Origin of the sequence: Streptomyces sp. NPDC058741, assembly GCF_042746715.1 — a bacterium.
Taxonomy (GTDB): Bacteria; Actinomycetota; Actinomycetes; order Streptomycetales; family Streptomycetaceae; genus Streptomyces.
The window spans coordinates 24,603-47,742 of sequence record NZ_JBHYQH010000046.1 but is presented as its reverse complement, the minus strand read 5'-3'; the positions used below and the strand labels follow the sequence as shown (position 1 = coordinate 47,742).

Here is a 23,140-nt window from a genome sequence, read left to right as displayed (position 1 = left end):
CGAGTGCCCAGCCGAGGGACGGCCACCCCGGCGGACCGTGGCCGGACCCTGCGTACGCGCGAAGGCGTGGGCATCCGGGCCGCCGCCGCGGAACGGGGGCGGGCGGGCCGGGCCCGAGCGGCCGCCGGGCGGGAGGTCCCGTCGCGATGACGGCGCCCACCCGGCGGCCCTCCTGACCGTTCGGGTCAGTCCAGCGCCCGGAAGGTGCGCAGTCGCAGCGAGTTGCCGACGACGAAGACCGACGAGAAGGCCATGGCCGCCCCGGCGATCATCGGCGTGAGCAGGCCCGCCGCGGCGAGCGGCAGGGCCGCCACGTTGTAGGCGAAGGCCCAGAACAGGTTGGAGCGGATGGTGCCGAGGGTGCGGCGGGCGAGCCGGATGGCGTCGGCCGCGGCCCGCAGGTCGCCCCGGACGAGGGTCAGGTCGCCGGCCTCGATCGCGGCGTCCGTGCCGGTGCCCATGGCCAGGCCCAGGTCGGCCTGGGCGAGCGCCGCGGCGTCGTTGACGCCGTCGCCGACCATCGCGACCGAACGGCCCTCGGCCTGCAGCCGCTTGACGACGTCGACCTTGTCCTGCGGCAGTACCTCGGCGATGACCTCCTCGATGCCCACCTCGCGGGCGACGGACCGGGCCACCGCCTCGTTGTCGCCGGTCAGCAGGATCGGGGTGAGACCGAGGGCGCGCAGCCGCGCGACCGCCTCCGCGCTGGTCTCCTTCACCGCGTCGGCGACCTCCAGCACCGCGCGGGCCTCGCCGTCCCAGGCGACCGCGATGGCGGTGCGCCCGGCGTCCTCGGCCGCCGTCCTGGCCTCGGCCAGGCCCCGCGGCAGCTCCATCGCCCAGTCGCCCAGCAGCCGTTCCCGTCCGACGAGCACGGCGTGCCCCTCGACGATGCCCTGGACGCCGAGCCCGGGCACGTTGGCGAAGTCCTCCGGCGTGGGCAGCGTGCCCAGCTTCTCCAGGGCCCCGTCGGCCACGGCCCGGGCGATCGGGTGCTCGGAGGAGTGCTCCAGCGCCCCGGCCAGCCGCAGCACTTCGGCCTCGTCGGTGCCGTCGGCGGTGTGCACGGCCAGGAGGGCCATGCGGCCGGTGGTGACCGTGCCGGTCTTGTCGAGGACGACGGTGTCGACGCGGCGTGTGGACTCCAGGACCTCCGGGCCCTTGATGAGGATGCCGAGCTGCGCGCCCCGCCCGGTGCCGACCATCAGGGCGGTCGGCGTGGCGAGCCCGAGGGCGCAGGGGCAGGCGATGACGAGGACGGCGACCGCGGCGGTGAAGGCGGCCGTGAGCCCGACGCCGTTGCCGAGCCAGAAGCCCAGCGTGCCCAGCGCCAGGGCGATGACGATCGGCACGAACACGGCGGAGATCCGGTCCGCGAGCCGCTGCGCGGCGGCCTTGCCGTTCTGCGCGTCCTCCACCAGCCGGGCCATCCGGGCCAGTTGGGTGTCGGCCCCGACCCGTGTGGCCCGGACGACCAGCCGTCCGCCGGCGTTGATCGTGGCGCCGGTGACCGGGTCGCCCGCGCCCACCTCCACCGGCACGGACTCGCCGGTGAGCATCGAGGCGTCCACGGCCGAGGAGCCCTCGACGACCGTGCCGTCGGTGGCGATCTTCTCCCCGGGCCGTACCAGGAAGCGGTCACCGACCGTCAACTCGGCCACCGGCAGGGTCTGTTCACGGCCGTCGGCGCGCAGCACCGTGACGTCCTTCGCGCTGAGCTCCAGCAGTGCCCGTAGCGCCGCACCGGCCTTCCGCTTGGCCCGGGCCTCGAAGTACCGCCCGGCCAGGATGAAGGCGGTCACGCCCGCCGCGGCCTCCAGGTAGATGTTCCCGGCGCCGTCGGAGCGCTCGATGGTCAGCTCGAAGGGGTGCGTCATGCCCGGCGTTCCGGCGGTGCCGAAGAACAGCGCCCACAGCGACCACAGGAACGCGGCCGAGACGCCCACCGAGATCAGCGTGTCCATGGTGGCCGCGCCGTGCCGGGCGTTGGTGAAGGCGGCCCGGTGGAAGGGCCACGCCGCGTACGTCGCCACCGGCGCGGCCAGCGTCAGCGACAGCCACTGCCAGTACTCGAACTGCAGCGCCGGGATCATCGCCAGGGCCACGACGGGCACGGCCAGCACCACGGCCGTGACCAACCGCTCGCGCAGCGGCCGCAGTTCGTCCCTCTTGGCGGGGGAGCCGGTCTCCTCGGCGGGGGGAGCGGGCTCCTGGGCGGTGTAGCCGGTCGCCTCGACGGTGGCGATCAGGTCGCCCACGGAGACCTCGCCGGTGTAGCTGACCTTCGCCTTCTCGGTGGCGTAGTTGACGGTGGCGGTCACCCCGTCCATGCGGTTGAGCTTCTTCTCGATGCGCGCCGCGCAGGAGGCGCAGGTCATGCCGCCGATGGCGAGTTCCACCTCGGCGGCGGTGCCGGTGGTCGTGCTGGCACTCATGGCTCAGGCCCTTCCCGTGAGCTCGTAGCCGGCCTCGTCGACGACCTCGGCGATCAGGGCGTCGTCCGGCTCCGCGGCGCTGGTGACGCTGACGCGGCCGGTGCCGAGGTCGACCTCGGCACCGCTGACGCCGTCCAGCTCACCGATGACCTTGGTCAGCGTGGCCTCGCAGTGGCCGCAGGACATTCCGGAGACGGCGTAGGTGGTGGCGGGCATCGGGTGCCTCCTCTGTGCGGTCGGACAGGATCCGGGAGTACGGGGCGGGGGTATCCCCTCGCCGACCTCATGTATACCCCCATGGGGTATGCGACGCAAGTGTGATTCTCGCTTGACTTGGTACCCCCTGGGGGTATGGTGAACTGCATGGAGGCCCCGCATGGAGCGGGTGGCCCGGAAACCCCAAGGAGCCGACGGTCATGAACACCGGACTGAAGATCACCACTTTCGCCGTCGCCCTGGCCGCGACGTTCGGCACGGCCTACGGCGTCGGCCAGGGCGTCGGCCCCGTCGTCGCCGACAGCCCGCCGGAACACCGCGACGCACACGCGAGTCCCGCCCCGGAGCCGGCGGAGGGCGACGGGCACGGCGGTCACGACACGCCCCCGGCCGGCGGGCTGCAGATCTCCGAGGGCGGATACACGCTCGACCTGCAGACCCCCCGCGTCACCGCCGGGCAGCGCACCGACCTGCGCTTCACCGTCCGCGACGCCGAGGGGCGCGCCGTGACCGCCTTCCAGCGCGAGCACGACAAGGAGCTCCACCTCATCGTCGCCTCACGCGACCTGGACACCTACCGTCATCTGCACCCCACCCGCGCCGCCGACGGCACCTGGAGCACCCCGGTCGAGCTGCCCCGCGCGGGCGGCTACCGCGTCTTCGCCGACTTCACCCCGGAGCGCGAGGACGCCCGCAACCTCACCCTCGGCACCGACCTCGCCGTCTCCGGCCCGTACCGGCCGAAGGAACTGCCCGCGCCGGACACCACGGCCGAGGCCGACGGGTACGAGGTGCGGCTCGACGGCGCCCTGCGCCCCGGCGCGGCGGGCGAGCTGAAGCTGCGCGTCTCCCGCGACGGCCAACCCGTCACCGACCTCCAGCCCTACCTCGGCGCCTACGGCCACCTGGTCGCCCTGCGCTCCGGAGACCTCGCCTACCTGCACGTGCACCCCAACGGCGAGCCCGGCGACGGCACGACCCGCCCCGGCCCGGACGTCTCCTTCACGGCCACGGCCCCCAGCGCCGGTTCCTACCGCCTGTTCCTCGACTTCAAGCACGACGGGAAGGTCCACACGGCGGCCTTCACGGTCCGGGCCGGGGGAGCGGCGGCCGATCCGGGTACCCCCGAGGGGCGCGCGGAGGACGGCCACGGGCACTGAGGCTCAGCCCAGCGCACGGTCCAGGTGGAACGCCGCGCTGATCAGGGCGAGGTGCGTGAACGCCTGCGGGAAGTTGCCCTGCTGCTCCCCGGTGCGGCTGATCTCCTCGGCGTACAGGCCGAGGTGGTTGGCGTACGTCAGCATCTTCTCGAAGGCCAGGCGCGCCTCGTCGATCCGGCCCGCGTGCACCATGGCCTCGACGTACCAGAACGAGCAGATGGAGAAGGTGCCCTCGTCGCCGCGCAGCCCGTCGGGGCTGGAGCGCGGGTCGTAGCGGTAGACCAGCGAGTCCGACACCAGCTCCTCGGTCAGGGCGTCCAGCGTCGACAGCCACTTCGGGTCGGTCGGGGCGATGAACTTCGTCAGCGGCATCATCAGCACGGCCGCGTCCAGCACGTCACCGTCCTCGTGCTGGACGAAGGCCCGGCGCTCCTCGCTCCAGCCCCTGCTCATGATCCGCCGGTAGATCGTGTCGCGGCACTGCCGCCAGCGGGGCAGGTCGGCGGGCAGGCCGCGCCGGTTGGCCATCCGGATGGCACGCTCGGTCGCCACCCAGCACATCAGCCGCGAGTACAGGAAGTTCTTGCGGCCGCCCCGGGTCTCCCAGACGCCCTCGTCGGGCTGGTCCCAGTGCGCGCACACCCAGTCCACCAGGGCGCACACGTCGTCCCACTGGTCGCTGGAGACCGGCTGGGCCCACTTGTCGTAGAGGTAGACGGAGTCGATCAGGGCGCCGTAGATGTCGAGCTGGAGCTGGTCGGCGGCCGCGTTGCCGACCCGCACGGGTGCGGAGCCTTCATGGCCCTCCAGATGGGGGAGGGTCCGCTCGGGCAGCTCGGTGCGCCCGTCGATGCCGTACATGATCTGCAACGGTCCGGAGGGCTTGCCGTCGCCCGGGGTGATGTGCCGGCTCACGAACCGCATGAACGCCTCGGCCTCGCCGGTGAAGCCCAGCCGCAGCAGGGCGTAGACGCAGAACGCGGCGTCGCGCACCCACACGTAGCGGTAGTCCCAGTTGCGTTCGCCGCCGAGCCGCTCCGGCAGGCTCGTGGTGGGGGCGGCCACGATCGCCCCGGTCGGCGCGTACGTCAGCAGTTTCAGCGTCAGCGCCGAGCGGTGCACCATCTCCCGCCAGCGGCCCCGGTAGCGGGAGGACGACAGCCAGCGCCGCCAGTACGCCACGGTCGCCGCGAACTGCTCCTCCGCCTCCCGCTGCGCGCACCGGCGGGGCGCCACGTCACCGCCGACCTTGTCCAGCGCGAACACCGCCGTCCCGCCCTCGGCGAGCTTGAACTCCCCGCACACGTCCGGCCCGTCCACGTCCAGCGGCACGGTCGCGTTCAGGGCGAGCGCCGTCGTGCCGGCGTCGAAGACCGCCGTGCCCTCGGCCCACCGCACGGTGTGCGGCAGGGTGCCGTAGTCGAACCGGGGCGCCACCCGCGTACGGAACGGGATCGAGCCGCGCACGCACACCACCCGCCGGATCAGCCGGTGGCGCTCGGCCTCGGCCGGGTCGCCGTCGACCGGCATGAAGTCCTGCACCTCGCCGACCCCCTCCTCGGTGAAGAAGCGGGTGATCAGGACGTTGGTGTCCGGGAAGTAGAACTGCTTGGTCCGCGCCGGAACGGCCGCCGCCAGGGCGAAACGGCCGCCGCGCTCCGCGTCCAGGACGGAGGCGAAGACGCTCGGCGCGTCGAAGGCCGGACAGCAGTACCAGTCGATGGTGCCGTCCGTCCCCACGAGGGCCACACTGCGCAGGTCGCCGATCAGCCCGTGCTCCGCGATCGGCAGGTACCGCCGGTCCCCACCGGGCACGCCCCGGTCCCCAGCCGCTCCGCCCATGACAGCCTCCCTGCCCGGTAGGCGTCTCAGTCCCAGCTTAGAGTCGCCGGTTCCGGGCCGCCGTCACACGGTGACGACCCGCAGGCCGGCCTCCTCGAAGCGCCGTACCGTCTCCTGGTCGGCCGCCGTGTCCGTGACCAGCGTGTCCACCGCCTCGGCCGCGCAGATCCGGGCGAACGCCCGCTGCCCCAGCTTGCTGGAATCGGCGGCCACCACCACCCGCTCCGCGCGTTCGCACAGCAGCCGGTTGACCGCCGCCTCGGCCTCGTCGTGCGCCGCCGCGCCGTGCGCGACGTCGAAGGCGACGACGCCGAGCACCGCCACGTCGACGGTGATCTGCGCGAGCACCCCGTCCGCGAGCGGCCCGACCAGCTCGTACGACTGGGCGCGCGCGACCCCGCCGGTGAGCACGATCTTGAACTGGGGCCGTACGGCCAGCTCGTTGGCGATGTTCAGCGCGTTCGTCACGACCGTCAGCGCCGGCGCGCCCGACGCCAGGTCACCCCGCACGGCCAGGGCCCGCGCCACCTCGGTGGTCGTGGTGCCGCCGGTGAGCCCGACCGCCTCCCCGGGCGCGACCAGGCCCGCCACCGCCTTGGCGATGCGCTGCTTCTCGGAGGCGTGCCGAGCCGTCTTGTAGCGCAACGGCAGCTCGTACGACACGCCGTGCACGACCGCGCCGCCCCGGGTGCGCACCAGCATCTGCTGCTCGGCGAGCCGGTCGAAGTCCCGGCGGATGGTCGCCGCCGACACCCCGAGCTCCCCGGCCGCCTCCTCGACGTCCAGCCGGCCGCGCTCGACGAGCAGGTCCAGCAGCGTCTTGAAGCGGGCGTCGCGCGACATCCGCACCTCCACGTCTCTGATCTCCGGCCCAACCTAGCGCACCGGTCCGCGGTGAATGCTTGAAGATGCTCGAAAGTGGGGAATACCTTGCAAGAAAAATCAGATCGGAGGGGTGCGGCATGACGCACGTCGAGGACGAGCTGGCCAGTCAGCCCGCATGCTGGGAGCGCGCCGCCGCGCAGGCGGCGGAGCACGCGGCCGTACTGCCGGAGCCGGGGGAGCGGGTCGCGATCGTCGGCTGCGGCACCTCGTACTTCATGGCGCAGGCCGCCGCGGCCCTGCGCGAGGGCGCGGGCCGCGGCGAGACCGACGCGTTCGCCGCCTCGGAGTTCCCCTACGGCCGCGCCTACGACCGGGTCGTCGCCCTCACCCGCTCCGGCACGACCACCGAGGTCCTCGACCTGCTCACCCGGCTGAAGGGCCGCACCCCCACCACGGCCGTCACCGCGGCCCCCGACACCCCCGTGAGGAAGGCCGCCGACGCCCTCGCCGTCCTCGACGACGCGGACGAACGCTCCGTCGTGCAGACCCGGTTCGCCACCGCGGCCCTCACCCTCCTGCGCGCCCACACCGGCCTGCACCCCGCCACCGCCGTCGCCGACGCCCGCACCGCCCTGACCGAGCCGCTGCCCGAAGGGCTCGTGGAATGCCGCCAGTTCACCTTCCTCGGGCGCGGCTGGACCGTCGGACTGGCGCACGAGGCCGCGCTGAAGATGCGCGAGGCGTCGCAGTCCTGGGCGGAGGCCTGTCCGGCGATGGAGTACCGGCACGGCCCCATCAGCGTCACCACCCGGGGCACGGCGACCTGGATGCTCGGGGAGGCGCCGGACGGCCTCGCCGAACAGGTGCGGGCCACGGGCGCGTTGTGGATCGAGGGGCGGCTGGACCCGCTCGCCGAACTCGTCCGCGCCCAGCGCCTCGCGGTCGCCGTCGCCGCGTCCCGGGGCCTGGACCCCGACAGCCCCCGCCACCTGACGCGCTCGGTGATCCTCCCGTAAGCCCGCCCCCGACGCATCGGAGACACCGTGCCCCTCACCACCACCGGCGAGCTCGTCACCCGTGCGGCAGCGGCCCGTCGCGCCGTCGCCTCGTTCAACGTCATCACCCTGGAACACGTCGAGGCCGTCATCGCGGGCGCCGAGTCGGCGCCCGCCCCCGTCGTCGTCCAGATCAGCGAGAACGCGGTGAAGTTCCGCCAGGGGCGGCTGCTTCCGCTCGCCCGCGCCGCCGCCACCGCCGCCGAACAGGCCTCGGTGCCCGTCGCGCTGCACCTCGACCACGTGCGCAGCGACACCCTGCTCCACCAGGCGGCGGACGCCGGCTTCAGCTCCGTGATGTACGACGCCGCCCGGCTGCCCTACGAGCAGAACCTCGCCGCGACCCGGGCGGCGGTCGACCTGGCCCATGCGCGAGGCCTGTGGATCGAGGCCGAACTGGGCCAGATCGGCGGCAAGAACGGCAGGCCCCCGCTGGACGCGCACGCCCCCGGCGCCCGCACCGACCCCGACGAGGCCCGGGCCTACGTCGCGGACTCGGGTGTGGACGCCCTGGCCGTCGCCATCGGCAGCTCCCACGCCATGACCACCCGCACGGCCAGCCTCGACCACGCCCTGCTGAAACGCCTGTCGGCAGCGCTGGACGTGCCGCTCGTCCTGCACGGCTCCTCCGGCGTCCCGGACGGTGAGCTGACGGCGGCGGTCGAGGGCGGCATCGCCAAGGTCAACGTCGGCACGGCCCTGAACGTCGCGCTGACCGGCGCGATCCGGGACTTCCTCGCCGACCGCCCCGAGGCCGTGGACCCGCGCGGCTACCTGACCGTCGCGAGGGAGGCGATGGCACAGGCGGTGACGCGCACCCTCGGCACCCTCGCCCCGTCTAGCGCTTGACGGCCTTCAGCACCACGAACTTCGGGTCACTGGCGACCAGCCGGCTGTTGCCGAACACCTTCCGCAGCTTGACGTGGTAGCCCAGATGCCGGTTTCCGACCACCCACAGCTCGCCGCCCGGCCGCAGCACGCGCCGGGCGCCGGTGAACATCCGCCAGGCCGTGGCGTCCGTCGTGGCCTGGTGGGAGTGGAACGGCGGGTTGTTCAGCACCAGGTCGGCACTCCCGGACGGCACACCCGCCAGCCCGTCCCCGACCCGGAACTCGGCGTCCTGCGGCACCGCGTTCGCCTTGTACGTCGCCTCCGCCGACGCCACCGCCTGGAACGACTCGTCCACGAACAGCACCTCGGCCCCCGGGTCGGCCAGCGCCATCGCCGTCCCGACCACGCCGTTGCCGCACCCCAGGTCGACGACCCGCCCGCCCCGGCCCTGCGGCAGGTGCCCGAGGAGGAACCGGGTGCCGACGTCCAGCCGGTCCGCGCAGAAGACGCCGGCGTGGTTGACGACGGTCCGCCCCGAAACGGCCCCGATGCCGTCCGGCAGGGTGTAGACGTACGGCCACGCACCGGCGGGCCGCTCCAGCGCCGGATCCGGCGTGCAGAAGATCAGCCGGGCCTTCTTCTCGGCCAGTGACGTACGGGTCGGCCCGAGGATCCGCTCGAAGAGCCGCAGCGTGGAGGTGTGGATCTCCTTGACCATGCCCGCCCCGACGACGACCGTCCCCGCGTGCACGGCCGGAGCCAGCCTCAGCAGCTGGTCCTCCAGCAGCGCCAGGCTCTTCGGCACCCGCACCAGCAGCACGTCGATCCGCTCCGGCGGCGGATCCTGCGTGGTCAGCAGCCGCACCGTCCCGGGTGCCACCCCGGCCCGGGCGAGGTTGGCGCGCGTCGCCTCCTGTGTCAGGTACGAGTCGGTGATCTGCACGGGCCGGTGCTCCGCCAGCGCGGTCACCATGGCGCCCCACCGGTCCCCGAGGACCACGACCGTCCCCGTCACCGGGACCCGCTCCGCGGCCAGATGCCTCAGCAGGTACGCGTCGGAGGCGTCCCAGGCGCGCAGCCGGTCGTGCGGGTCCTCGGGGAAACGGGTCAGCGCGAGCGCGCCCCACGGCGTCGTCATACGGTCGTTCATCGTGCGACCAGGCTAGCCGAGCCGCAGTTCAGCCCCGGTCGGGCAGGATGGAGGCATGGACGCCGAGCTGTTCCCCCGAGAGCGGGCGGAGGTGGCACCCGGCGCCGTGCACGTACCGGACTGGCTGGACGCGCAGGCCCAGTCCGAACTGCTCGACGCCTGCCGCGACTGGGCCCGACCGCCCGCGGGACTGCGCACGGTCCGCACCCCCGGCGGCGGCACCATGACCGCCCGCCAGGTGTGCCTGGGCTGGCACTGGTACCCGTACGCCTACGCCCGCACGGTCGTCGACGGGGACGACGCCCCGGTGAAGCCGTTCCCGGACTGGCTCGGCGAACTGGGCCGCCGCGCGGTCGCCGACACCCTCGGCGGCCCGGCACCGGCCTACGACATCGCGCTGATCAACTTCTACGGCGCCGACGCCCGCATGGGCATGCACCGCGACGGAGACGAGAAGTCGGACGCGCCGGTGGTGTCGCTGAGCCTCGGCGACACCTGCGTCTTCCGCTTCGGCAACACCGCGACCCGCACCCGGCCCTACACGGACGTCGAGCTGCGCAGCGGCGACCTCTTCGTCTTCGGCGGCCCGTCCCGCCTCGCCTACCACGGCGTCCCCCGGGTCCACGCGGGCACGTCCCCGCCCGGCCTCGGCCTGACGGGACGGCTCAACATCACACTGCGGGTCAGCGGTCTGCGCGCGGAGTGGAACCGGAGGCGGAGACCAGCGACCCGATCATGACGCTCCGGGCCCGGGCACCTCGGCCCGGCCGTCCGGCGGATCATGGGAGACTCGCCCTCATGAGCGGAAAGGCGGACCCCCGGCACACGGGGGGTGGGAGCACGTCGAGGACGCGGCTGGACCGGGGGCGCTCGGCGCTCGGACCCGCGTTGGAGCTCGTGCACACCGGGCGCGCGCCGACCCGGGCCGTCCTGACCGCCGAGCTCGGAGTGACCCGGGCGACGGCCGGTGCGGTCGCCGCCGAGCTGGAGGCGCTCGGGCTGATCCGCGTCGACGCCCGGCCCGGCGCGGCAGCGGGCTCGCAGGGCAGGCCCTCGCACAAGCTGTCCGTCGCCGAGGACGGCCCCGTCGCCCTCGCCGCGCAGGTGCACGCCGACGGGTTCCGGGCGGCCCTGGTCGGGCTGGGCGGCCGGATCGTCGCCACCGCGCCGGGCTGCGAGGTCGTCGACGCCGACCCGGCGAAGGTGCTCGCCTCCGTGGTCACGGCGGGCGCCGGGCTGCTGCGCGAGACCGGGCGCCGGTGCGTGGGCGCGGGCCTCGCCGTACCGTCCGCCGTCGCCGAACCGGAGGGCCTGGCGCTCAACCCGCTGCACCTGGCCTGGCCCGCGGGCGCGCCCGTGCGGGACATCTTCGCCGAGCAGGTGAGCGCGGCAGGTATCGAAGGACCCGCCTTCGCCGCGAACGACGTCAACCTCGCCGCGCTCGCCGAGCACCGGCACGGCTCCGGCCGGGGCGCCCGCGACCTGCTGTGCGTGGCCACCGGCCACCGGGGCGTGGGCGGGGCGCTGGTCCTCGACGGCCGTCTGCACCGCGGCAGTTCGGGTCTCGCGCTGGAGGTCGGGCACCTCACCGTGCATCCCGAGGGCCGTCCCTGCCACTGCGGCGGCCGCGGCTGCCTCGACGTGGAGACCGATCCGCTGGCCTTCCTCACGGAGGCGGGACGCGAGCCGGGGCCGGAGGTTTCCCTGCTCCAGCAGTCCGTCGACCTGGTCCGCCACCACTACGACGACCCGGGCGTCCGCTCCGCCGCCGAGACCCTCATCGACCGCCTCGGCCTCGGACTCGCCGGGCTGGTCAACATCCTCAATCCGGACCGCATCATCCTCGGCGGCCTGCACCGCACCCTGCTGGACGCCGACCCGGAGCGGCTGCGCGCCGTCGTCGCCGACCGCAGCCTGTGGGGGCAGAGCGGCGGCGTCCCGATCCTGGCGTGCACGCTGGACCACAACAGCCTGGTGGGAGCGGCGGAGCTGGCATGGCAGCCGGTCCTGGACGACCCGCTCGGGGCCCTTGCCTCATGAACCACCGGGGCGAGGCCGCGCCCGCCGGCGGACGGACCGGTGACCCGGGGGCGACGGCCGCGCCGCGATGCTTGACCGCGCCGCTTCCGGGAAGGCGCCCTGCCGGCGTGCAGGCTGGTCGGGGGCAGCACGCCCGCACCGCACCGACGAGGAAGACGACGCAATGACCGACAAGCTCACCGTGAGCGTCCTGGGCACCGGCATCATGGGCGCCGCCATGGCCCGCAACCTCGCCCGCGCCGGACACACCGTCCGCGCCTGGAACCGCACCCGGGCCAAGGCCGAACCGCTCGCCGACGAGGGCGCGCACATCGCCGGCACGCCCGCCGAGGCCGTGCGGGACGCCGACGTCGTCCTGACCGTGCTCCACGACGGCCCCGCCACCCTCGCCACCCTGCGCGAGGCCGCCCCGGCCCTGCGCCCCGGCACGGTCTGGGCGCAGTCCACCACCGCCGGCGTCGAGGGCGTCGCCGAACTGGCCGCCTTCGCCCGCGAGCACGGCCTGGTCTTCTACGACGCCCCCGTCCTGGGCACCCGGCAGCCCGCCGAGGAGGGCAAGCTCACCGTCTTGGCCGCCGGTCCCACCGAGGGCCGGGCGAAGGTGACCCCGGTCTTCGACGCCGTCGGAGCCCGCACCGTCTGGGCCGGCGAGGACGGGGCCGAGGGCGGCGCGACCCGGCTGAAGCTGGTCGCCAACAGCTGGGTCCTCGCCGTCACCGCCGCGGCCGGTGAGGCCCTGGCCCTGGCCGAGGCGCTCGACGTCGACCCGCGGAGCTTCCTCGACCTCGTCGCGGGCGGCCCTCTCGACATGGGGTACCTGCGCGCCAAGGCCGGCCTGGTCCTGGAGAACCGGCTCACGCCGCCCCAGTTCGCGGTGGGCACCGCCGCCAAGGACGCCCGGCTGATCGTCGAGGCCGGCACGGCCCACGGCGTCCGCCTGGACGTGGCCGAAGCGGCCGCCGCCCGCATGGAACGGGCCGCCGGCCTGGGCCACGCCGACGAGGACATGGTCGCCGCCTACTTCGCCAGCTTCGACACCGAAGACCCCGAGCCGTCCACCTGATCACCCCGGAGGTATCCGTCATGTCAAAGCCGCCGCTGCCCCCCGAGGCCGACGCCCTGCTCAGCCGGCCCAACCCGTGCGTGATGGCCACCCTGCGCTCCGACGGCGCGCCGGTCTCCACCGCCACCTGGTACGCGTGGAAGGACGGCCGTGTCCTGATCAACCTCGACGCCGGCCGCGTCCGCCTCAAGCACCTGCGCCGCGACCCGCGCGTGACCCTCACCGTCCTCGCCGGTGACAACTGGTACACCCACGTCACCCTCATCGGCCGCGTCACCGAGATCCACGACGACGAGGACCTGGCCGACATCGACCTCCTCGCCCGGCGTTACACCGGCCGGCCCTACCCCGACCGCGAGCGTCCCCGCGTCAGCGCCTGGATCGAGGTCGACCGCTGGCACGGCTGGGGCGCGTTGAAGGACAGCGACCAGCCCGGCGGCTGAGACCGGCCGCGGACGTCGTCCACCGAGCGGGCGGCGGCCTGGTGGCGTCCGCGGCCGGCCGCTCCGGGATCGGGGCGGCGGACGGCCCCGGCGGACCGGCGGCCGCCGCCCAGGGGCCGTCGGCGCACGGTCCGCTCCCACTCGCGCGGCCCACGACCGCTTGACAGCAGGTGGTGGTGGGCGTGCGAACCGCGCCGGCGAACCGTTCCCTTCCTCGTACGCCGGCCCCGTCCACCGCCGCACCGACGGCCGCCCGAAGTCGTCGCTGAGGCACTGGAACCCGCCGCGGCGCAGGAAGCAGTTCACGCCCGCCCCGCGTACTCCCCGCGCGGTACGCGCGGTGCCGCTGGCCGTACGACGACCGGGACCCCCTCGAAGGGCGACGCTCGGAAGCGAGCCGGAGACACCGGCACAGCGACCGAGGAGTTGGACGACATGCAGACCCTGGCGCACCTCGCTGACGGCGGGCCCGGCCCGTGGATCCTGTTCTTCCCGCTGATCTGGGCCCTGGTGATCGGCGGTGGCGCCGTGCTGCTGCGCCGCACGGCGTGGCACGCCCGCGGCGGCGGACCCCGGCGCCGGCCCCCGGTCGAGGGCGACTCGCCCCTCGCCGTACTCGGCCGCCGCTTCGCCGCCGGCGAGATCGACGAGGACGAGTACTGGCGCCGCCTGTCCGTGCTGAACGAGGAGTTCGGGCACCTGGGAGGTGCGAAATGACGGCCGGGCCCTGACGGTCACCGACCCGGTCGCCCCAGAACGCACCGTCGACCTCGGCACGATCCAGGGCTCCCTGCGCGAACTCGGCACCGTCGGCATCGCGATCACCGGCAAGGAGCCCGGCCGGCGGCAGCTCGGCACGGGCGGTCGCCGCGTTCGGCACCGCGGGCGGGCTCGCCCCCGGCACGTTCGGCTGAGTCCCGGTCAGGGCCTCGGAAGGCGCGAGCGACGGTGCCCTGGCCTGCGCCGTGCCGTCCGCGCAGCTGATGGCCGCGGCCCTGGGCGGACTCGCCTCCGGCGCCGCTGGGCTGCGACCGGCCCGGTGCGCGGTACGCCCGGACGTGCTGCGCGCCGTCGCCGCGCCATGACGTGCGCCCCCGGAGGACACCCGGAGGCGCACGCCCCCGGGGAACCCGGGGGAACGATGGTCACCGCCCGGTCAGCCGGCAACGGCGGACCGGGCGGGAGCGTGCTCGGGCCGCAGCCCGTCGGTGACGTGCCCGACCTCGGCGAACCTGTGTGCGGCCTTCTCCTGGACGGCACGCCGCGCACGGCGCGGCGCCGCCGCCACCGCCGGGGCGGTCGCCGGCAGGGTGAACCACACGACCTTGCCGGACTCGCCGTCCTGCCGGACCCCCCAGCTCTCGCTCATGGCGGCCACCATCGCGAGCCCGCGACCGCAGGTCGCCAGCGGTTCGGCGTCGTCGACCACGGGCATCCGCGGATCGGCGTCGCGCACCGAGACCGTGAGCCGGTCGAGCAGCAGCTCCATCTCGACGGTGCACGTCTTGTCGGGCTGGGCATGCCGGTGGACGTTGGACAACAGCTCCGTCACGCCGAGCGAGGCCCGGTCGATCAGAGCATCCAGATGCCAGTAGCGCAGTTGCGCGGAGACGATTCTGCGGACCTGGCCGATCCGCGACGGCAGGGCTTGGAGCTCCACCGTGCAGTGCCTGCTTGGGTAGCTGATCACGGCTGCGACTCCCCGACGTGAGGTCCGGAAGAACACGGAGTTCGGATCCAGCAGGGCGCCTTCGTGACACTGCCGCCCGCTGTCGTGGCCGGCGGGCTGGTTCGCAGCGTTATCGCCGGTAAACCCAGAGTGACGTGAGACCAGGGTGGCGCAGGGGGTGAGGTACCGCAAGTCGCGGACATCAGTCGTCACGTCCCGACGCCCGGCGCACGGCTTCGATGAAGCTCCGCGCGGCCGGCGGACCCGGCTCGCCCGGGGCGGGGTCGTGGTCGCCCAGGGTGAGCTGGTACCGCTTGCCGTTCAGGTCCGCCGTGGCGCGGTCCTCGGGCCCGAACCAGGGCTTGGAGGCCCGCACCGCCTGCACCGGCGCGCTGTCGATCTCACTGCCGTAGCTGGTCAGCAACTCGACCCGGCCCTCGTTGATCCGGACCTGCCCGGCCCGGGTGAGCGAGCGCAGCCGCTTCCCGATCCGCACGCCCCTGGCCCTGAACTCCGGCTCTCCCATGTCACCCGCCCCCTCGTACGCGTCGGTGTACCGGCCCGCTCCCCGCGGCTCGGTGTGAACTCGTGTCCTGATTCAGTGTGCCCCGCCCGCGGGCGGGGCCCGGGCCGTGCCCTCGGTCGAAGGGCGCGCACGTGTCCCTGCCGGATCCTCGCCCGGCCGGTCCCCGCCCCATGGGTGCCGCCCCACCGGTGCCCGCGCCCTGCCGGCGAGCCCGCCGGGCGGCACGTCGTGCCTGCGGACGCCCCGGTGGGGCCTGGTCACGCGATGCAGTCTGCCCCCACCCGCCGTCGAGCACCAGTGCCCCCGGCCCCCTCCCCGGGGGCGCCCGCAGCACGCTCCGTCATCCGCCCCCCAGGTTGCGCGCCCCCTTGCACCGGCCTCTGCCCCTGGGGGCGCTTTGGGGGGCTCAAAGATGCGTTTATGCAGGTGAGCAGCGTGTGGAAGGTGCCTATGATGCGGTGTGCCGGCTGCGCGCCCCGTCGTCGGCGCGCAGCGTTAGGAGCCCCCTCGTGAGCACCCCTCAGCAGACCCGGACCGGCGTGACCCTGGACGTCGACCGCAGCGACGTCACCTACCGCGCGTGGCTGAAGGAAGCCGTCCGCCGGGTCCAGGCCGACGCCAACCGCTCGGCCGACACCCACCTGCTCCAGTTCCCCCTGCCCGGCCACTGGGGCATCGACCTCTACCTCAAGGATGAGTCGACCCACCCCACCGGCAGCCTCAAGCACCGGCTGGCCCGCTCCCTCTTCCTCTACGGCCTGTGCAACGGCTGGATCCGGCCCGGCCGGCCCGTCATCGAGGCGTCCAGCGGCTCGACGGCGGTCTCCGAGGCGTACTTCGCGAAGCTGGTCGGCGTGCCCTTCATCGCCGTCATGCCGCGCACGACGAGCGCGGAGAAGATCCGCCTCATCGAGTTCCACGCCGGCCGGTGCCACTTCGTGGACGACCCCCGCACGATGTACGAGGAGGCCGCCCGCCTCGCGGCCGAGACCGGCGGCCACTACATGGACCAGTTCACGTACGCCGAACGCGCCACGGACTGGCGCGGCAACAACAACATCGCCGAATCCATCTTCCGCCAGCTGCGTCTGGAGCGGTTCCCCGAGCCGGCGTGGATCGTCGCGACGGCGGGCACCGGCGGCACCTCCGCGACCCTCGCGCGCTACGTGCACTACATGCAGTACGACACCCGCGTCTGCGTGGCCGACCCCGAGAACTCGTGCTTCTTCGACGGCTGGACCACCGGCGATCCGGACGTCACCTGCGACTGCGGCTCCCGCATCGAGGGCATCGGCCGGCCCCGGATGGAACCCAGCTTCGTGCCCGGCGCGATCGACCGGATGATGAAGGTCCCCGACGGGGCCGGCGTCGCCGCCGTCCGGGCCCTGGAGCGCGCCATCGGCCGCAAGGCGGGCGGCTCCACCGGCACGGGGCTGTGGAGCGCCCTGAAGATCGTCGCGGAGATGGTGTCGCAGGGGCGGCAGGGGAGCGTCGTGACCCTGCTGTGCGACTCCGGGGACCGGTATCTCGACAAGTACTACTCCGACACCTGGCTCGCGGCCCAGGGGCTGGACATCGAGCCGTACACCGCCGCGATCGACTCGCTGCTCGCGACGGGCGTCTGGCCCGACTGAGGCCGGACGGTGAGCGGGTGAGCGGCCGGTCCGGCGCGGTCTCGGCGTCCCGGAACGGAACGCACGCCCCTGTCCCACCCGCGGGTCCACACCCGGGTGCCGCCACCGACCGGACACAGACGACGGGGCGTCCCCGCGAGCCCTCCCCGGCCGCGGCGAACCGTGACCGGAAGCGTCACCCCGGCCGGCGCACCGTCAGATGTCCGCCCCGTCCTCGGGCTCCGGCTCGCCGGCCACCACCAGCCGCCGCAGATGCTCCGCGACCACCGCGCGCGCCTCGTCCGGCAGGCCGGCGTCGGTCACGAGCGTGTCGATCCGCTCCAGTGAGGCGAACGAACTCAGGCCCACCTTGCCCCACTTGGTGTGGTCGGCGACGACCACGACCCGCCGTGCCGACTGCACCAGCCGCCGGTTGGTCTCGGCCTCCGCGAGATTCGGCGTCGACAGGCCGGCCTCGACCGATATGCCGTGCACGCCGAGGAACAGCAGGTCGAAGTGGAGCGCCGCGATCGCCTGGTCGGCCACCGGCCCCACCAGCGAGTCGGAAGGCGTGCGCACCCCGCCGGTCAGCACGACCGTGGCCGCGCCCTGTCGGGGACCGGAGGTGCGCTGCGCGGCGTGGAAGACGTCCGCCACCCGCACCGAGTTGGTGACCACCGTGAGGTCCGGCACGTCCAGCAGCTGGTGCGCCAGCGCGAACGTCGTCGTACCGCCCGACAGGGCGATGGCCGCGCCCGGCGCGACCAGCTTGGCCGCGGTCCGGGCGATGTCCTCCTTGGCGGACAGCTCCAGACCGGACTTGGCCTCGAAGCCCGGTTCGTGCGTGCTGGCCTCGACCACCGGGACCGCGCCGCCGTGCACCTTCTCCAGCACGCCCTGGCGTGCGAGCGCGTCGAGGTCGCGGCGGACCGTCATGTCCGACACGCCGAGCTTGCGGGTCAGCTCGTTGACCCGGACACCGCCCCGGCGGCGGACCTCGTCGAGGATCAGGGAGCGCCGCTGCTCCGCGAGGAGGTTCTGATTCTCGCTCACGTACGCTCCGGTTCTTTCGCCTCAATGCCGTCCGACACGCCCCGCACACCCTCCCAGACGGGGACATTCTCCCCGGATTCGGTGAGCGGACGCCCCATCCTTGCACGTCGGGTGGCGGACGGCGTCACCGACCGTGCGTCGCGCGCACGTCCCCGGCGGCCGATCCGCCGCCCCCTCTTATCACGGATCGCTCCTCACGGATGGAGGAGATTCCGTGACAGGAGGTGTGCGGCCCCGCGGAAGTGGAGATCCTGTGCCCGCACGGACAGAGCCGACGGCGTGTCACGGGGGAAGTGCGAATCAGTGGAACGTGCGAGAGAACAAGCCGCGACCGGCGGACCGGACGGTCCCGCCCGGCGGCCCGGCGAGACCGGGGCCGCCCTGGAACTCCTGGTGCACGGCGTGGGCGGCACCACGCCGCAGGAGATGCTCAACGATCCGCGGGTCGAGCGGATCACCGGCGACGGCACGGCGGCGATCTTCCGCCGTGCCGACGACGTCGACGCCGAGCACCGACCCGACGACGGGCACCGCGACGGACCGGTGCCCGAGGCCTACGTCTGGTGCAACCTCACCTCCGGCAGCGGCACCCGCGCCCTGTGGCTGCTGCTGCTGCCGTTCATGGTGGTCAACCTCGCCCACTGGATGCGCCCCAGCGCCCACGGCCGCCGCCGCACCGTGCGCCTGTACGGCCTCCTGGTGCGCCTCGCCGGGCTCACTCTGACGGTGCTGCTCGTCGCGGCCGCCTGCGAGGTCGCCCTCGACCTGGCGGCCTGGCAGTGCGCGGGCACGCGCGCGTGCGCCGACCGCCACTCCTGGCTGGGCTTCCTCTCACCCACCGTCTCGGACGGCGGCTGGTGGAGCGGCCCCGGCCGCAGACTCGCCCTCGCCTCCTGCGTCCCGGCCGCCCTGACCGGCCTGCTGTGGTACCTGTCCCGGCGCACCTGGAGCGACTACGAGTCCCAGCAGCCCCTCGCCCGCGCCCCGCAGCCCGACGAGGACTCCGGACCGACCGCGCTCGGGCGGCCCGGCTTCTGGTACGGACGCCGGCTGGTGGCCCGGCTGCGTGCCGCGCACACCGCCGCCGGGCTGATCACGGTCGCCGCCGCGGTCGGCAGCGCCGCCGCCCGCCACGACCGGTCACCGGGCGGCTCCGCCGTCCCGCACATCCTCGGGCTGCTCCTCGAAGCGGCCCTGGCGGCCTGCGCGGTGGCCGTGGTGTGGGTGGTGTGCCGCCGGGGCCGCAGCGAGCAGCGCGTCGACCGGGAGCTCGACGAGCGGTCCGTACGCCGCCTGCCGCTCGCCGCCCTCCTCCTGCTCGCCCTCACCCTGGTGTACGCCGGGTGGGACCGCCCCGGCTGGGAGTCGGCCGGCCGGCTGCCGGGGGACACGGCCTTCGGCGCCATCACCCTGGTCCAGGGGCTGCTCGTGATCGTCCTCGCCGTCGTCGCCCACGTCCTGTACCGCACCGACCCGGGCCGGCGGGCCGTGCTGCGGGGCCTCGGCGGACCGGCCGTCGCCATGCTGGCCTGCGCCCTCGGCGGAGTGATGTCCGGCGGCGTGTCCCAGCGCGTCTCCGACTGGCTGGACGGCACCGGCACGTCGATCGAGGGCCCGCCGGTCCTGCTGACCTGGCAGGCGTCCGTGATCCCGCCGCTGCTCGTGGTGCTGCTCGGGCTGGTCGCCTGGCTGGCCCAGCGCGCCTGGCGGCTCGCCCGGGCCGAACGCGAGGCCGTGGCCCGCGACTACCCGGACGAGGCCCACGACAGGGCGCGTACCCGCCGGATCGCCTACGCCCGCGCCATGGCCTCGCTCACCGACCGGGGACCCCGCATCGTCGCCGTCACCTCCGGCGTCACCCTGCTGCTCGGCGCCGCGGCCCTCGCCGGTGCCCTGAGCACCGACCGGACACCCGGCGAGGCCGCGCAGGGCACCTACCCGATCGTGCACGGCGCCGCGGAGACCTCCCAGGCCCTCGGCTCGTGGCTGATCGGCCTCGGTTTCATACTGTTCGTCACCTGGGGACGCCGCGCCTACAAGGACGCCGCGGCCCGCCGCACCATCGGCATCCTCTGGGACGTCGGCACCTTCTGGCCGCGTGCCGCCCACCCCTTCGCCCCGCCCTGCTATGCCGAGCGCGCGGTGCCCGACCTGACGTGGCGGATGGCGACCTGGACCCGCGTCACCGGCGGCCGGCTGGTCATCTCGGGGCACTCCCAGGGCAGCGTCCTCGCCGCCGCCGCGGCCTGGCAACTCGCCCCGTCCGCCCGCAGGCGCGTCGCCCTGCTGACCTACGGATCCCCGCTGGGGCGCCTCTACGGCCGCTGGTTCCCGGCGCACTTCGGGCCCGCCGCGCTCAGCTCCCTGCACCGGGAGGTCGACTGCTGGCGCAACCTGTACCGGCTCACCGACCCCATCGGCGGCCCGGTGCGCCTGCCCGGCGAGAGCGGTCCCCAGGTCGACCACCCGCCCCTGAAGGACCCCCTTGCCTACGGCCGCACCGACCTGCTGCCGCTGCCCGCGCCGATCCTCGGCCACTCCGACTACCAGGCGGACCCGGTCTTCGCCGAGGAGCGCCGCAGGCTGCTGGCCCGGCTGCGGCCCGGCCTGCCGGCACCGCGCGACGAGCCGGAACCCCCCGCGGCCTGAGGCCCACCCGGCCCGAACGGGAGCCGCCCGCAGTGCGGGCGGCGGGCGGCACCCTCAGACCAGCTCGGGCAGGTCCTCCGCGTACAGCAGCGTCAGGTCGTCCGTGCTCGGCTCCTCGAACTGGGCGACCCGGCTCGCGTGCCGCTCCACCATCGCCTCGAAGGTCTGCCGCGCGGTACGGCCGTTGCCGAACGCCGGGCCCTTGGGAAGCTCCGCGAAATACTTCTCCAGGGCCTCCGCCGCGCCCGGCGCCAGCCGGTACTCGTGCTCCTCCGCCTGCTGCTCCACGATCCGCAGGAGGTCCTCGGGGCCGTAGTCGCTGAAGGTGATGGTCCGTGAGAAACGGGATGCCACACCGGGGTTGACCGACAGGAAGCGCTCCATCTCCGCCGTGTAGCCCGCGACGATCACCACGACCGCGTCCCGGTGGTCCTCCATCAGCTTCACGAGGGTGTCGATGGCCTCCTTGCCGAAGTCGCGGCCCGCGTCCTCGGGGGACAGCGCGTACGCCTCGTCGATGAACAGCACACCGCCGCGGGCCTTGTCGAAGGCCTCCTGGGTGCGGATCGCCGTCGAACCGATGTGCTCGCCGACGAGGTCGACCCGGGACACCTCGACCAGGTGGCCCTTCTCCAGCACCCCGAGGGAGGCGAGGATCTCGCCGTACAGCCGCGCCACCGTCGTCTTGCCGGTGCCGGGGGAGCCGGTGAAGACCAGGTGCCGCTTGACCGACGCCGCCTTCAGGCCCGCCTGCTGCCGGCGCCGCCCGACCTCGATCATGTCCGTGAGGGCGCGCACCTCCCGCTTGACGCTCTCCAGGCCCACCAGCGCGTCGAGTTCACCCAGGACGTCCTTGGAGCTGCGGGCCGGCCGCACGGGCTCCGCGACCGGTGCGTGCGCCGGGGAGGCCGGCTCGGTGCGCTGCGCCGGGACCGGGCCCAGCAGACCCGGGGTGGGGGCCGTGGTCTGCACGGCCGTCTCGCGTGCGGCGGGCGTCCGCAGTCCCGCGCTCTCGTCGCTCGTGCAGTCCTCGACGACGGGGCCCGCCGCGGAGGCCCCGTCGGCACCACTGTCCGCGAACTCGTAACCGCCGCGCGCACAGCGCTCCGTGCGGCACTTTCTGAGCGTGGTCCTGCTGCCGTCGATGACGTGGAAGCCGTAGCCGCCGCTGCCCGTCACCCGGCAGTTGAGGAAGCTGCCGCGGCCTCCGGCCGAGACGTAGACGCCCGCCTCCGCCGGGGAGTCGACCGTGCACCGCTCCACCGTGGGGTCGGCGCCCTTGGTGACGATCACGCCGGTCTGGGTGCCGTCCAGCGTGCAGTTGCTCAGCGTGCCGCCGCTGCCGTGGTCGCGGAACCAGGCGCCGGTTGCCGCGTCCCGGATCCGGCAGTCGTCGAGCTGCGCGGTCGCGCCGTCGCTCACCGACACGGCCGTGTTGCGCACCTGCGACAGGTCGCTGTCGACGACGTCCGCGCGCGAACCGCGGTCGAGCACGAACAGCGCGTCCGGCACGTCGTGCACACGGCAGGAGTCCAGCACGGCCGTGGCGCCGTCGCTGACCCACACCGCCGGGTAGTCGCCGGTGCTGTCGAAGATCTCGCACTGGTTGGCGTCCACCCGGGTGCCCGGGTCCCACACCGACAGGCCGTTGCGCCCGAACTGCCGCACCGTGGTGCGGGTCAGGGTGAGCACGGAGCGGGAGCGCAGGTCGACCGCGTTCTCCGGGATGTCGTGGATGCGGCAGTCGGCGAGCGTCAGCACCGCGTCCGTGTCGAGCGTGACCCCGTCGGCCATGGTGCGGTGCACATCGCAGTCCGTGAGGTGCGCGGTGGCCCGGCCGGTGACCTGCACCCCGCTGCCCCGGACCTCGTAGACCTCGCAGCCCACCGCCTCCAGGGCGGAGTTCTCCCCGGTCGCCGACAGGCCGGAACCCGAGGCGTGGTGCACCCGGCACCGCTCCAGGCGGGGATGGGCGCCGCCGCTCACGGCCACGCCCGCCTGGCCCGCCGCGACGACCTCGCACTCCTCGAACACCCCGCCCGCGCCGTCGACCACGGCGATGCCGATACCCGCGGGGTTGTCGACCGCGCAGCGCCGGACGGTGGGCCGGGCACTGCCGCGCACCTCGATCCCAGCCGCCGAGCGCGTCACCACCCGCAGGTCCCGCAGCTCCGGGGCGCCCTCCTCGACGAGCACGGCCGGGGCCGCCGCGTCCTGGCCCTCGACGAGCAGGTCCTGTACCACGGCCGAGGCGCGCACGGTCAGCGGCACCCCGTCCACGGGCGCGATCCGCACCGAGCCGGGGGAGTTCTCCGGGCCCCGCAGCGTCACAGCCCGCTGCACGACGAGGTTCTCCCGGTAGGTGCCGGGCGCGACGGTGAGGACGTCGCCGTCGGCCGCGGCCTCCAGGGCGGCGGCGAGCGATGCGTACTCACCCGTGCGGCGCCGCCACCGCGACGTGCCGGTGTGCGTCACCTGGACCGTGCCCTGTGCCATGGTGTAGCCGTGCCCCCACCTCGGTCGTACTGATGGCTCGTTCGCCCTCGGGACACCGGCGCCGCTGCCGGGAC

19 protein-coding genes are annotated in these 23,140 nt (G+C 74.3%); 10 read left to right on the top strand and 9 right to left on the bottom strand.

The window, feature by feature from the left end:
• Window positions 1-185: 185 nt before the first annotated feature.
• Both ACFW6P_RS27595 and ACFW6P_RS27590 read right to left on the bottom strand, forming a co-directional pair.
• The gene (locus tag ACFW6P_RS27595; RefSeq protein WP_386358848.1) at window positions 186-2,435 is read right to left on the bottom strand and encodes a heavy metal translocating P-type ATPase; all 2,250 of its coding nucleotides are present in this window, start codon (window positions 2,433-2,435) and stop codon (window positions 186-188) included.
• 3 nt (window positions 2,436-2,438) lie between these two features.
• Window positions 2,439-2,651 (bottom strand): heavy-metal-associated domain-containing protein, encoded by a 213-nt coding sequence (locus ACFW6P_RS27590; protein ID WP_386358846.1) that lies wholly within the window; start codon window positions 2,649-2,651, stop codon window positions 2,439-2,441.
• 200 nt (window positions 2,652-2,851) lie between these two features.
• On the opposite strand from ACFW6P_RS27590, the gene ACFW6P_RS27585 reads away from it, so the two are divergent.
• Window positions 2,852-3,811, top strand: coding sequence for a hypothetical protein (locus ACFW6P_RS27585; RefSeq protein ID WP_386358844.1), 960 nt, complete (start codon window positions 2,852-2,854; stop codon window positions 3,809-3,811).
• A 3-nt stretch (window positions 3,812-3,814) separates the two neighbouring features.
• Here the strand turns inward: ACFW6P_RS27585 and ACFW6P_RS27580 are convergent, their stop codons facing one another.
• Together ACFW6P_RS27580 and ACFW6P_RS27575 are read right to left on the bottom strand one after the other, a co-directional pair.
• Window positions 3,815-5,653, bottom strand: a complete 1,839-nt coding sequence (locus ACFW6P_RS27580) for a glycoside hydrolase family 15 protein (protein ID WP_386358842.1) — start codon at window positions 5,651-5,653, stop codon at window positions 3,815-3,817.
• Between the two features lie 63 nt (window positions 5,654-5,716).
• A complete protein-coding gene (locus tag ACFW6P_RS27575; protein WP_386358841.1) occupies window positions 5,717-6,496 on the bottom strand; it encodes a DeoR/GlpR family DNA-binding transcription regulator in 780 nt (259 codons plus the stop codon).
• A gap of 119 nt (window positions 6,497-6,615) precedes the next feature.
• Here ACFW6P_RS27575 and ACFW6P_RS27570 point away from each other — a divergent pair, with 119 nt between their 5' ends.
• Window positions 6,616-7,494 carry an SIS domain-containing protein gene (locus ACFW6P_RS27570; protein WP_386358839.1) on the top strand — a complete coding sequence of 293 codons (879 nt, stop codon included), beginning with the start codon at window positions 6,616-6,618 and terminating at the stop codon, window positions 7,492-7,494.
• A 27-nt stretch (window positions 7,495-7,521) separates the two neighbouring features.
• Window positions 7,522-8,382 (top strand): ketose-bisphosphate aldolase, encoded by an 861-nt coding sequence (locus ACFW6P_RS27565; protein WP_386358838.1) that lies wholly within the window; start codon window positions 7,522-7,524, stop codon window positions 8,380-8,382.
• Here ACFW6P_RS27565 and ACFW6P_RS27560 read toward each other — a convergent pair.
• Complete coding sequence (locus tag ACFW6P_RS27560; RefSeq protein ID WP_386358862.1) at window positions 8,372-9,502, bottom strand: methyltransferase; 1,131 nt, start codon at window positions 9,500-9,502, stop codon at window positions 8,372-8,374. The two genes, ACFW6P_RS27565 and ACFW6P_RS27560, sit on opposite strands and share 11 nt — an antisense overlap.
• Window positions 9,503-9,569: 67 nt before the next feature.
• Here ACFW6P_RS27560 and ACFW6P_RS27555 point away from each other — a divergent pair, with 67 nt between their 5' ends.
• The 5 genes from ACFW6P_RS27555 to ACFW6P_RS27535 all read left to right on the top strand — a co-directional run bounded on the left by ACFW6P_RS27555 (window position 9,570) and on the right by ACFW6P_RS27535 (window position 13,777).
• A complete protein-coding gene (locus ACFW6P_RS27555; protein ID WP_386358836.1) occupies window positions 9,570-10,253 on the top strand; it encodes an alpha-ketoglutarate-dependent dioxygenase AlkB family protein in 684 nt (227 codons plus the stop codon).
• A 59-nt stretch (window positions 10,254-10,312) separates the two neighbouring features.
• Entirely contained in the window at window positions 10,313-11,554 is a 1,242-nt protein-coding gene (locus tag ACFW6P_RS27550) for an ROK family protein (protein WP_386358834.1), read from the top strand.
• A gap of 67 nt (window positions 11,555-11,621) precedes the next feature.
• Window positions 11,622-12,617: an NAD(P)-dependent oxidoreductase gene (locus ACFW6P_RS27545; RefSeq protein WP_386358832.1), complete on the top strand. Its 996-nt coding sequence runs from the start codon at window positions 11,622-11,624 to the stop codon at window positions 12,615-12,617.
• 20 nt (window positions 12,618-12,637) lie between these two features.
• Entirely contained in the window at window positions 12,638-13,060 is a 423-nt protein-coding gene (locus ACFW6P_RS27540) for a PPOX class F420-dependent oxidoreductase (RefSeq protein ID WP_386358830.1), read from the top strand.
• A 435-nt stretch (window positions 13,061-13,495) separates the two neighbouring features.
• Window positions 13,496-13,777: an SHOCT domain-containing protein gene (locus tag ACFW6P_RS27535; protein ID WP_386358828.1), complete on the top strand. Its 282-nt coding sequence runs from the start codon at window positions 13,496-13,498 to the stop codon at window positions 13,775-13,777.
• Window positions 13,778-14,216: 439 nt separating this feature from the next.
• Here ACFW6P_RS27535 and ACFW6P_RS27530 read toward each other — a convergent pair whose 3' ends face one another.
• The gene (locus tag ACFW6P_RS27530) at window positions 14,217-14,750 is read right to left on the bottom strand and encodes an ATP-binding protein (RefSeq protein ID WP_386358826.1); all 534 of its coding nucleotides are present in this window, start codon (window positions 14,748-14,750) and stop codon (window positions 14,217-14,219) included.
• Window positions 14,751-14,931: 181 nt separating this feature from the next.
• Complete coding sequence (locus ACFW6P_RS27525; RefSeq protein ID WP_386358825.1) at window positions 14,932-15,255, bottom strand: hypothetical protein; 324 nt, start codon at window positions 15,253-15,255, stop codon at window positions 14,932-14,934.
• A 509-nt stretch (window positions 15,256-15,764) separates the two neighbouring features.
• Here ACFW6P_RS27525 and ACFW6P_RS27520 point away from each other — a divergent pair.
• Window positions 15,765-16,889, top strand: coding sequence for a PLP-dependent cysteine synthase family protein (locus ACFW6P_RS27520; protein ID WP_386358823.1), 1,125 nt, complete (start codon window positions 15,765-15,767; stop codon window positions 16,887-16,889).
• 195 nt (window positions 16,890-17,084) lie between these two features.
• On the opposite strand, the gene ACFW6P_RS27515 is transcribed toward ACFW6P_RS27520, so the two are convergent.
• The gene (locus tag ACFW6P_RS27515) at window positions 17,085-17,921 is read right to left on the bottom strand and encodes a DeoR/GlpR family DNA-binding transcription regulator (protein WP_386358821.1); all 837 of its coding nucleotides are present in this window, start codon (window positions 17,919-17,921) and stop codon (window positions 17,085-17,087) included.
• A gap of 303 nt (window positions 17,922-18,224) precedes the next feature.
• On the opposite strand from ACFW6P_RS27515, the gene ACFW6P_RS27510 reads away from it, so the two are divergent.
• Complete coding sequence (locus ACFW6P_RS27510) at window positions 18,225-20,570, top strand: hypothetical protein (protein WP_386358819.1); 2,346 nt, start codon at window positions 18,225-18,227, stop codon at window positions 20,568-20,570.
• 54 nt (window positions 20,571-20,624) lie between these two features.
• Here the strand turns inward: ACFW6P_RS27510 and ACFW6P_RS27505 are convergent, their stop codons facing one another.
• Window positions 20,625-23,066 (bottom strand): right-handed parallel beta-helix repeat-containing protein, encoded by a 2,442-nt coding sequence (locus tag ACFW6P_RS27505; RefSeq protein ID WP_386358817.1) that lies wholly within the window; start codon window positions 23,064-23,066, stop codon window positions 20,625-20,627.
• Window positions 23,067-23,140 lie beyond the last annotated feature (74 nt).

What these genes read in the sequence shown, in the direction of transcription:
- ACFW6P_RS27595 (WP_386358848.1), bottom strand. Translation starts at nt 2,435, where the DNA reads ATGAGTGCCAGCACGACCACCGGCACCGCCGCCGAGGTGGAACTCGCC.
- ACFW6P_RS27590 (WP_386358846.1), bottom strand. Translation starts at nt 2,651, where the DNA reads ATGCCCGCCACCACCTACGCCGTCTCCGGAATGTCCTGCGGCCACTGC.
- ACFW6P_RS27585 (WP_386358844.1), top strand. Translation starts at nt 2,852, where the DNA reads ATGAACACCGGACTGAAGATCACCACTTTCGCCGTCGCCCTGGCCGCG.
- ACFW6P_RS27580 (WP_386358842.1), bottom strand. Translation starts at nt 5,653, where the DNA reads ATGGGCGGAGCGGCTGGGGACCGGGGCGTGCCCGGTGGGGACCGGCGG.
- ACFW6P_RS27575 (WP_386358841.1), bottom strand. Translation starts at nt 6,496, where the DNA reads ATGTCGCGCGACGCCCGCTTCAAGACGCTGCTGGACCTGCTCGTCGAG.
- ACFW6P_RS27570 (WP_386358839.1), top strand. Translation starts at nt 6,616, where the DNA reads ATGACGCACGTCGAGGACGAGCTGGCCAGTCAGCCCGCATGCTGGGAG.
- ACFW6P_RS27560 (WP_386358862.1), bottom strand. Translation starts at nt 9,502, where the DNA reads ATGACGACGCCGTGGGGCGCGCTCGCGCTGACCCGTTTCCCCGAGGAC.
- ACFW6P_RS27555 (WP_386358836.1), top strand. Translation starts at nt 9,570, where the DNA reads ATGGACGCCGAGCTGTTCCCCCGAGAGCGGGCGGAGGTGGCACCCGGC.
- ACFW6P_RS27550 (WP_386358834.1), top strand. Translation starts at nt 10,313, where the DNA reads ATGAGCGGAAAGGCGGACCCCCGGCACACGGGGGGTGGGAGCACGTCG.
- ACFW6P_RS27545 (WP_386358832.1), top strand. Translation starts at nt 11,622, where the DNA reads ATGCTTGACCGCGCCGCTTCCGGGAAGGCGCCCTGCCGGCGTGCAGGC.
- ACFW6P_RS27540 (WP_386358830.1), top strand. Translation starts at nt 12,638, where the DNA reads ATGTCAAAGCCGCCGCTGCCCCCCGAGGCCGACGCCCTGCTCAGCCGG.
- ACFW6P_RS27535 (WP_386358828.1), top strand. Translation starts at nt 13,496, where the DNA reads ATGCAGACCCTGGCGCACCTCGCTGACGGCGGGCCCGGCCCGTGGATC.
- ACFW6P_RS27525 (WP_386358825.1), bottom strand. Translation starts at nt 15,255, where the DNA reads ATGGGAGAGCCGGAGTTCAGGGCCAGGGGCGTGCGGATCGGGAAGCGG.
- ACFW6P_RS27505 (WP_386358817.1), bottom strand. Translation starts at nt 23,066, where the DNA reads ATGGCACAGGGCACGGTCCAGGTGACGCACACCGGCACGTCGCGGTGG.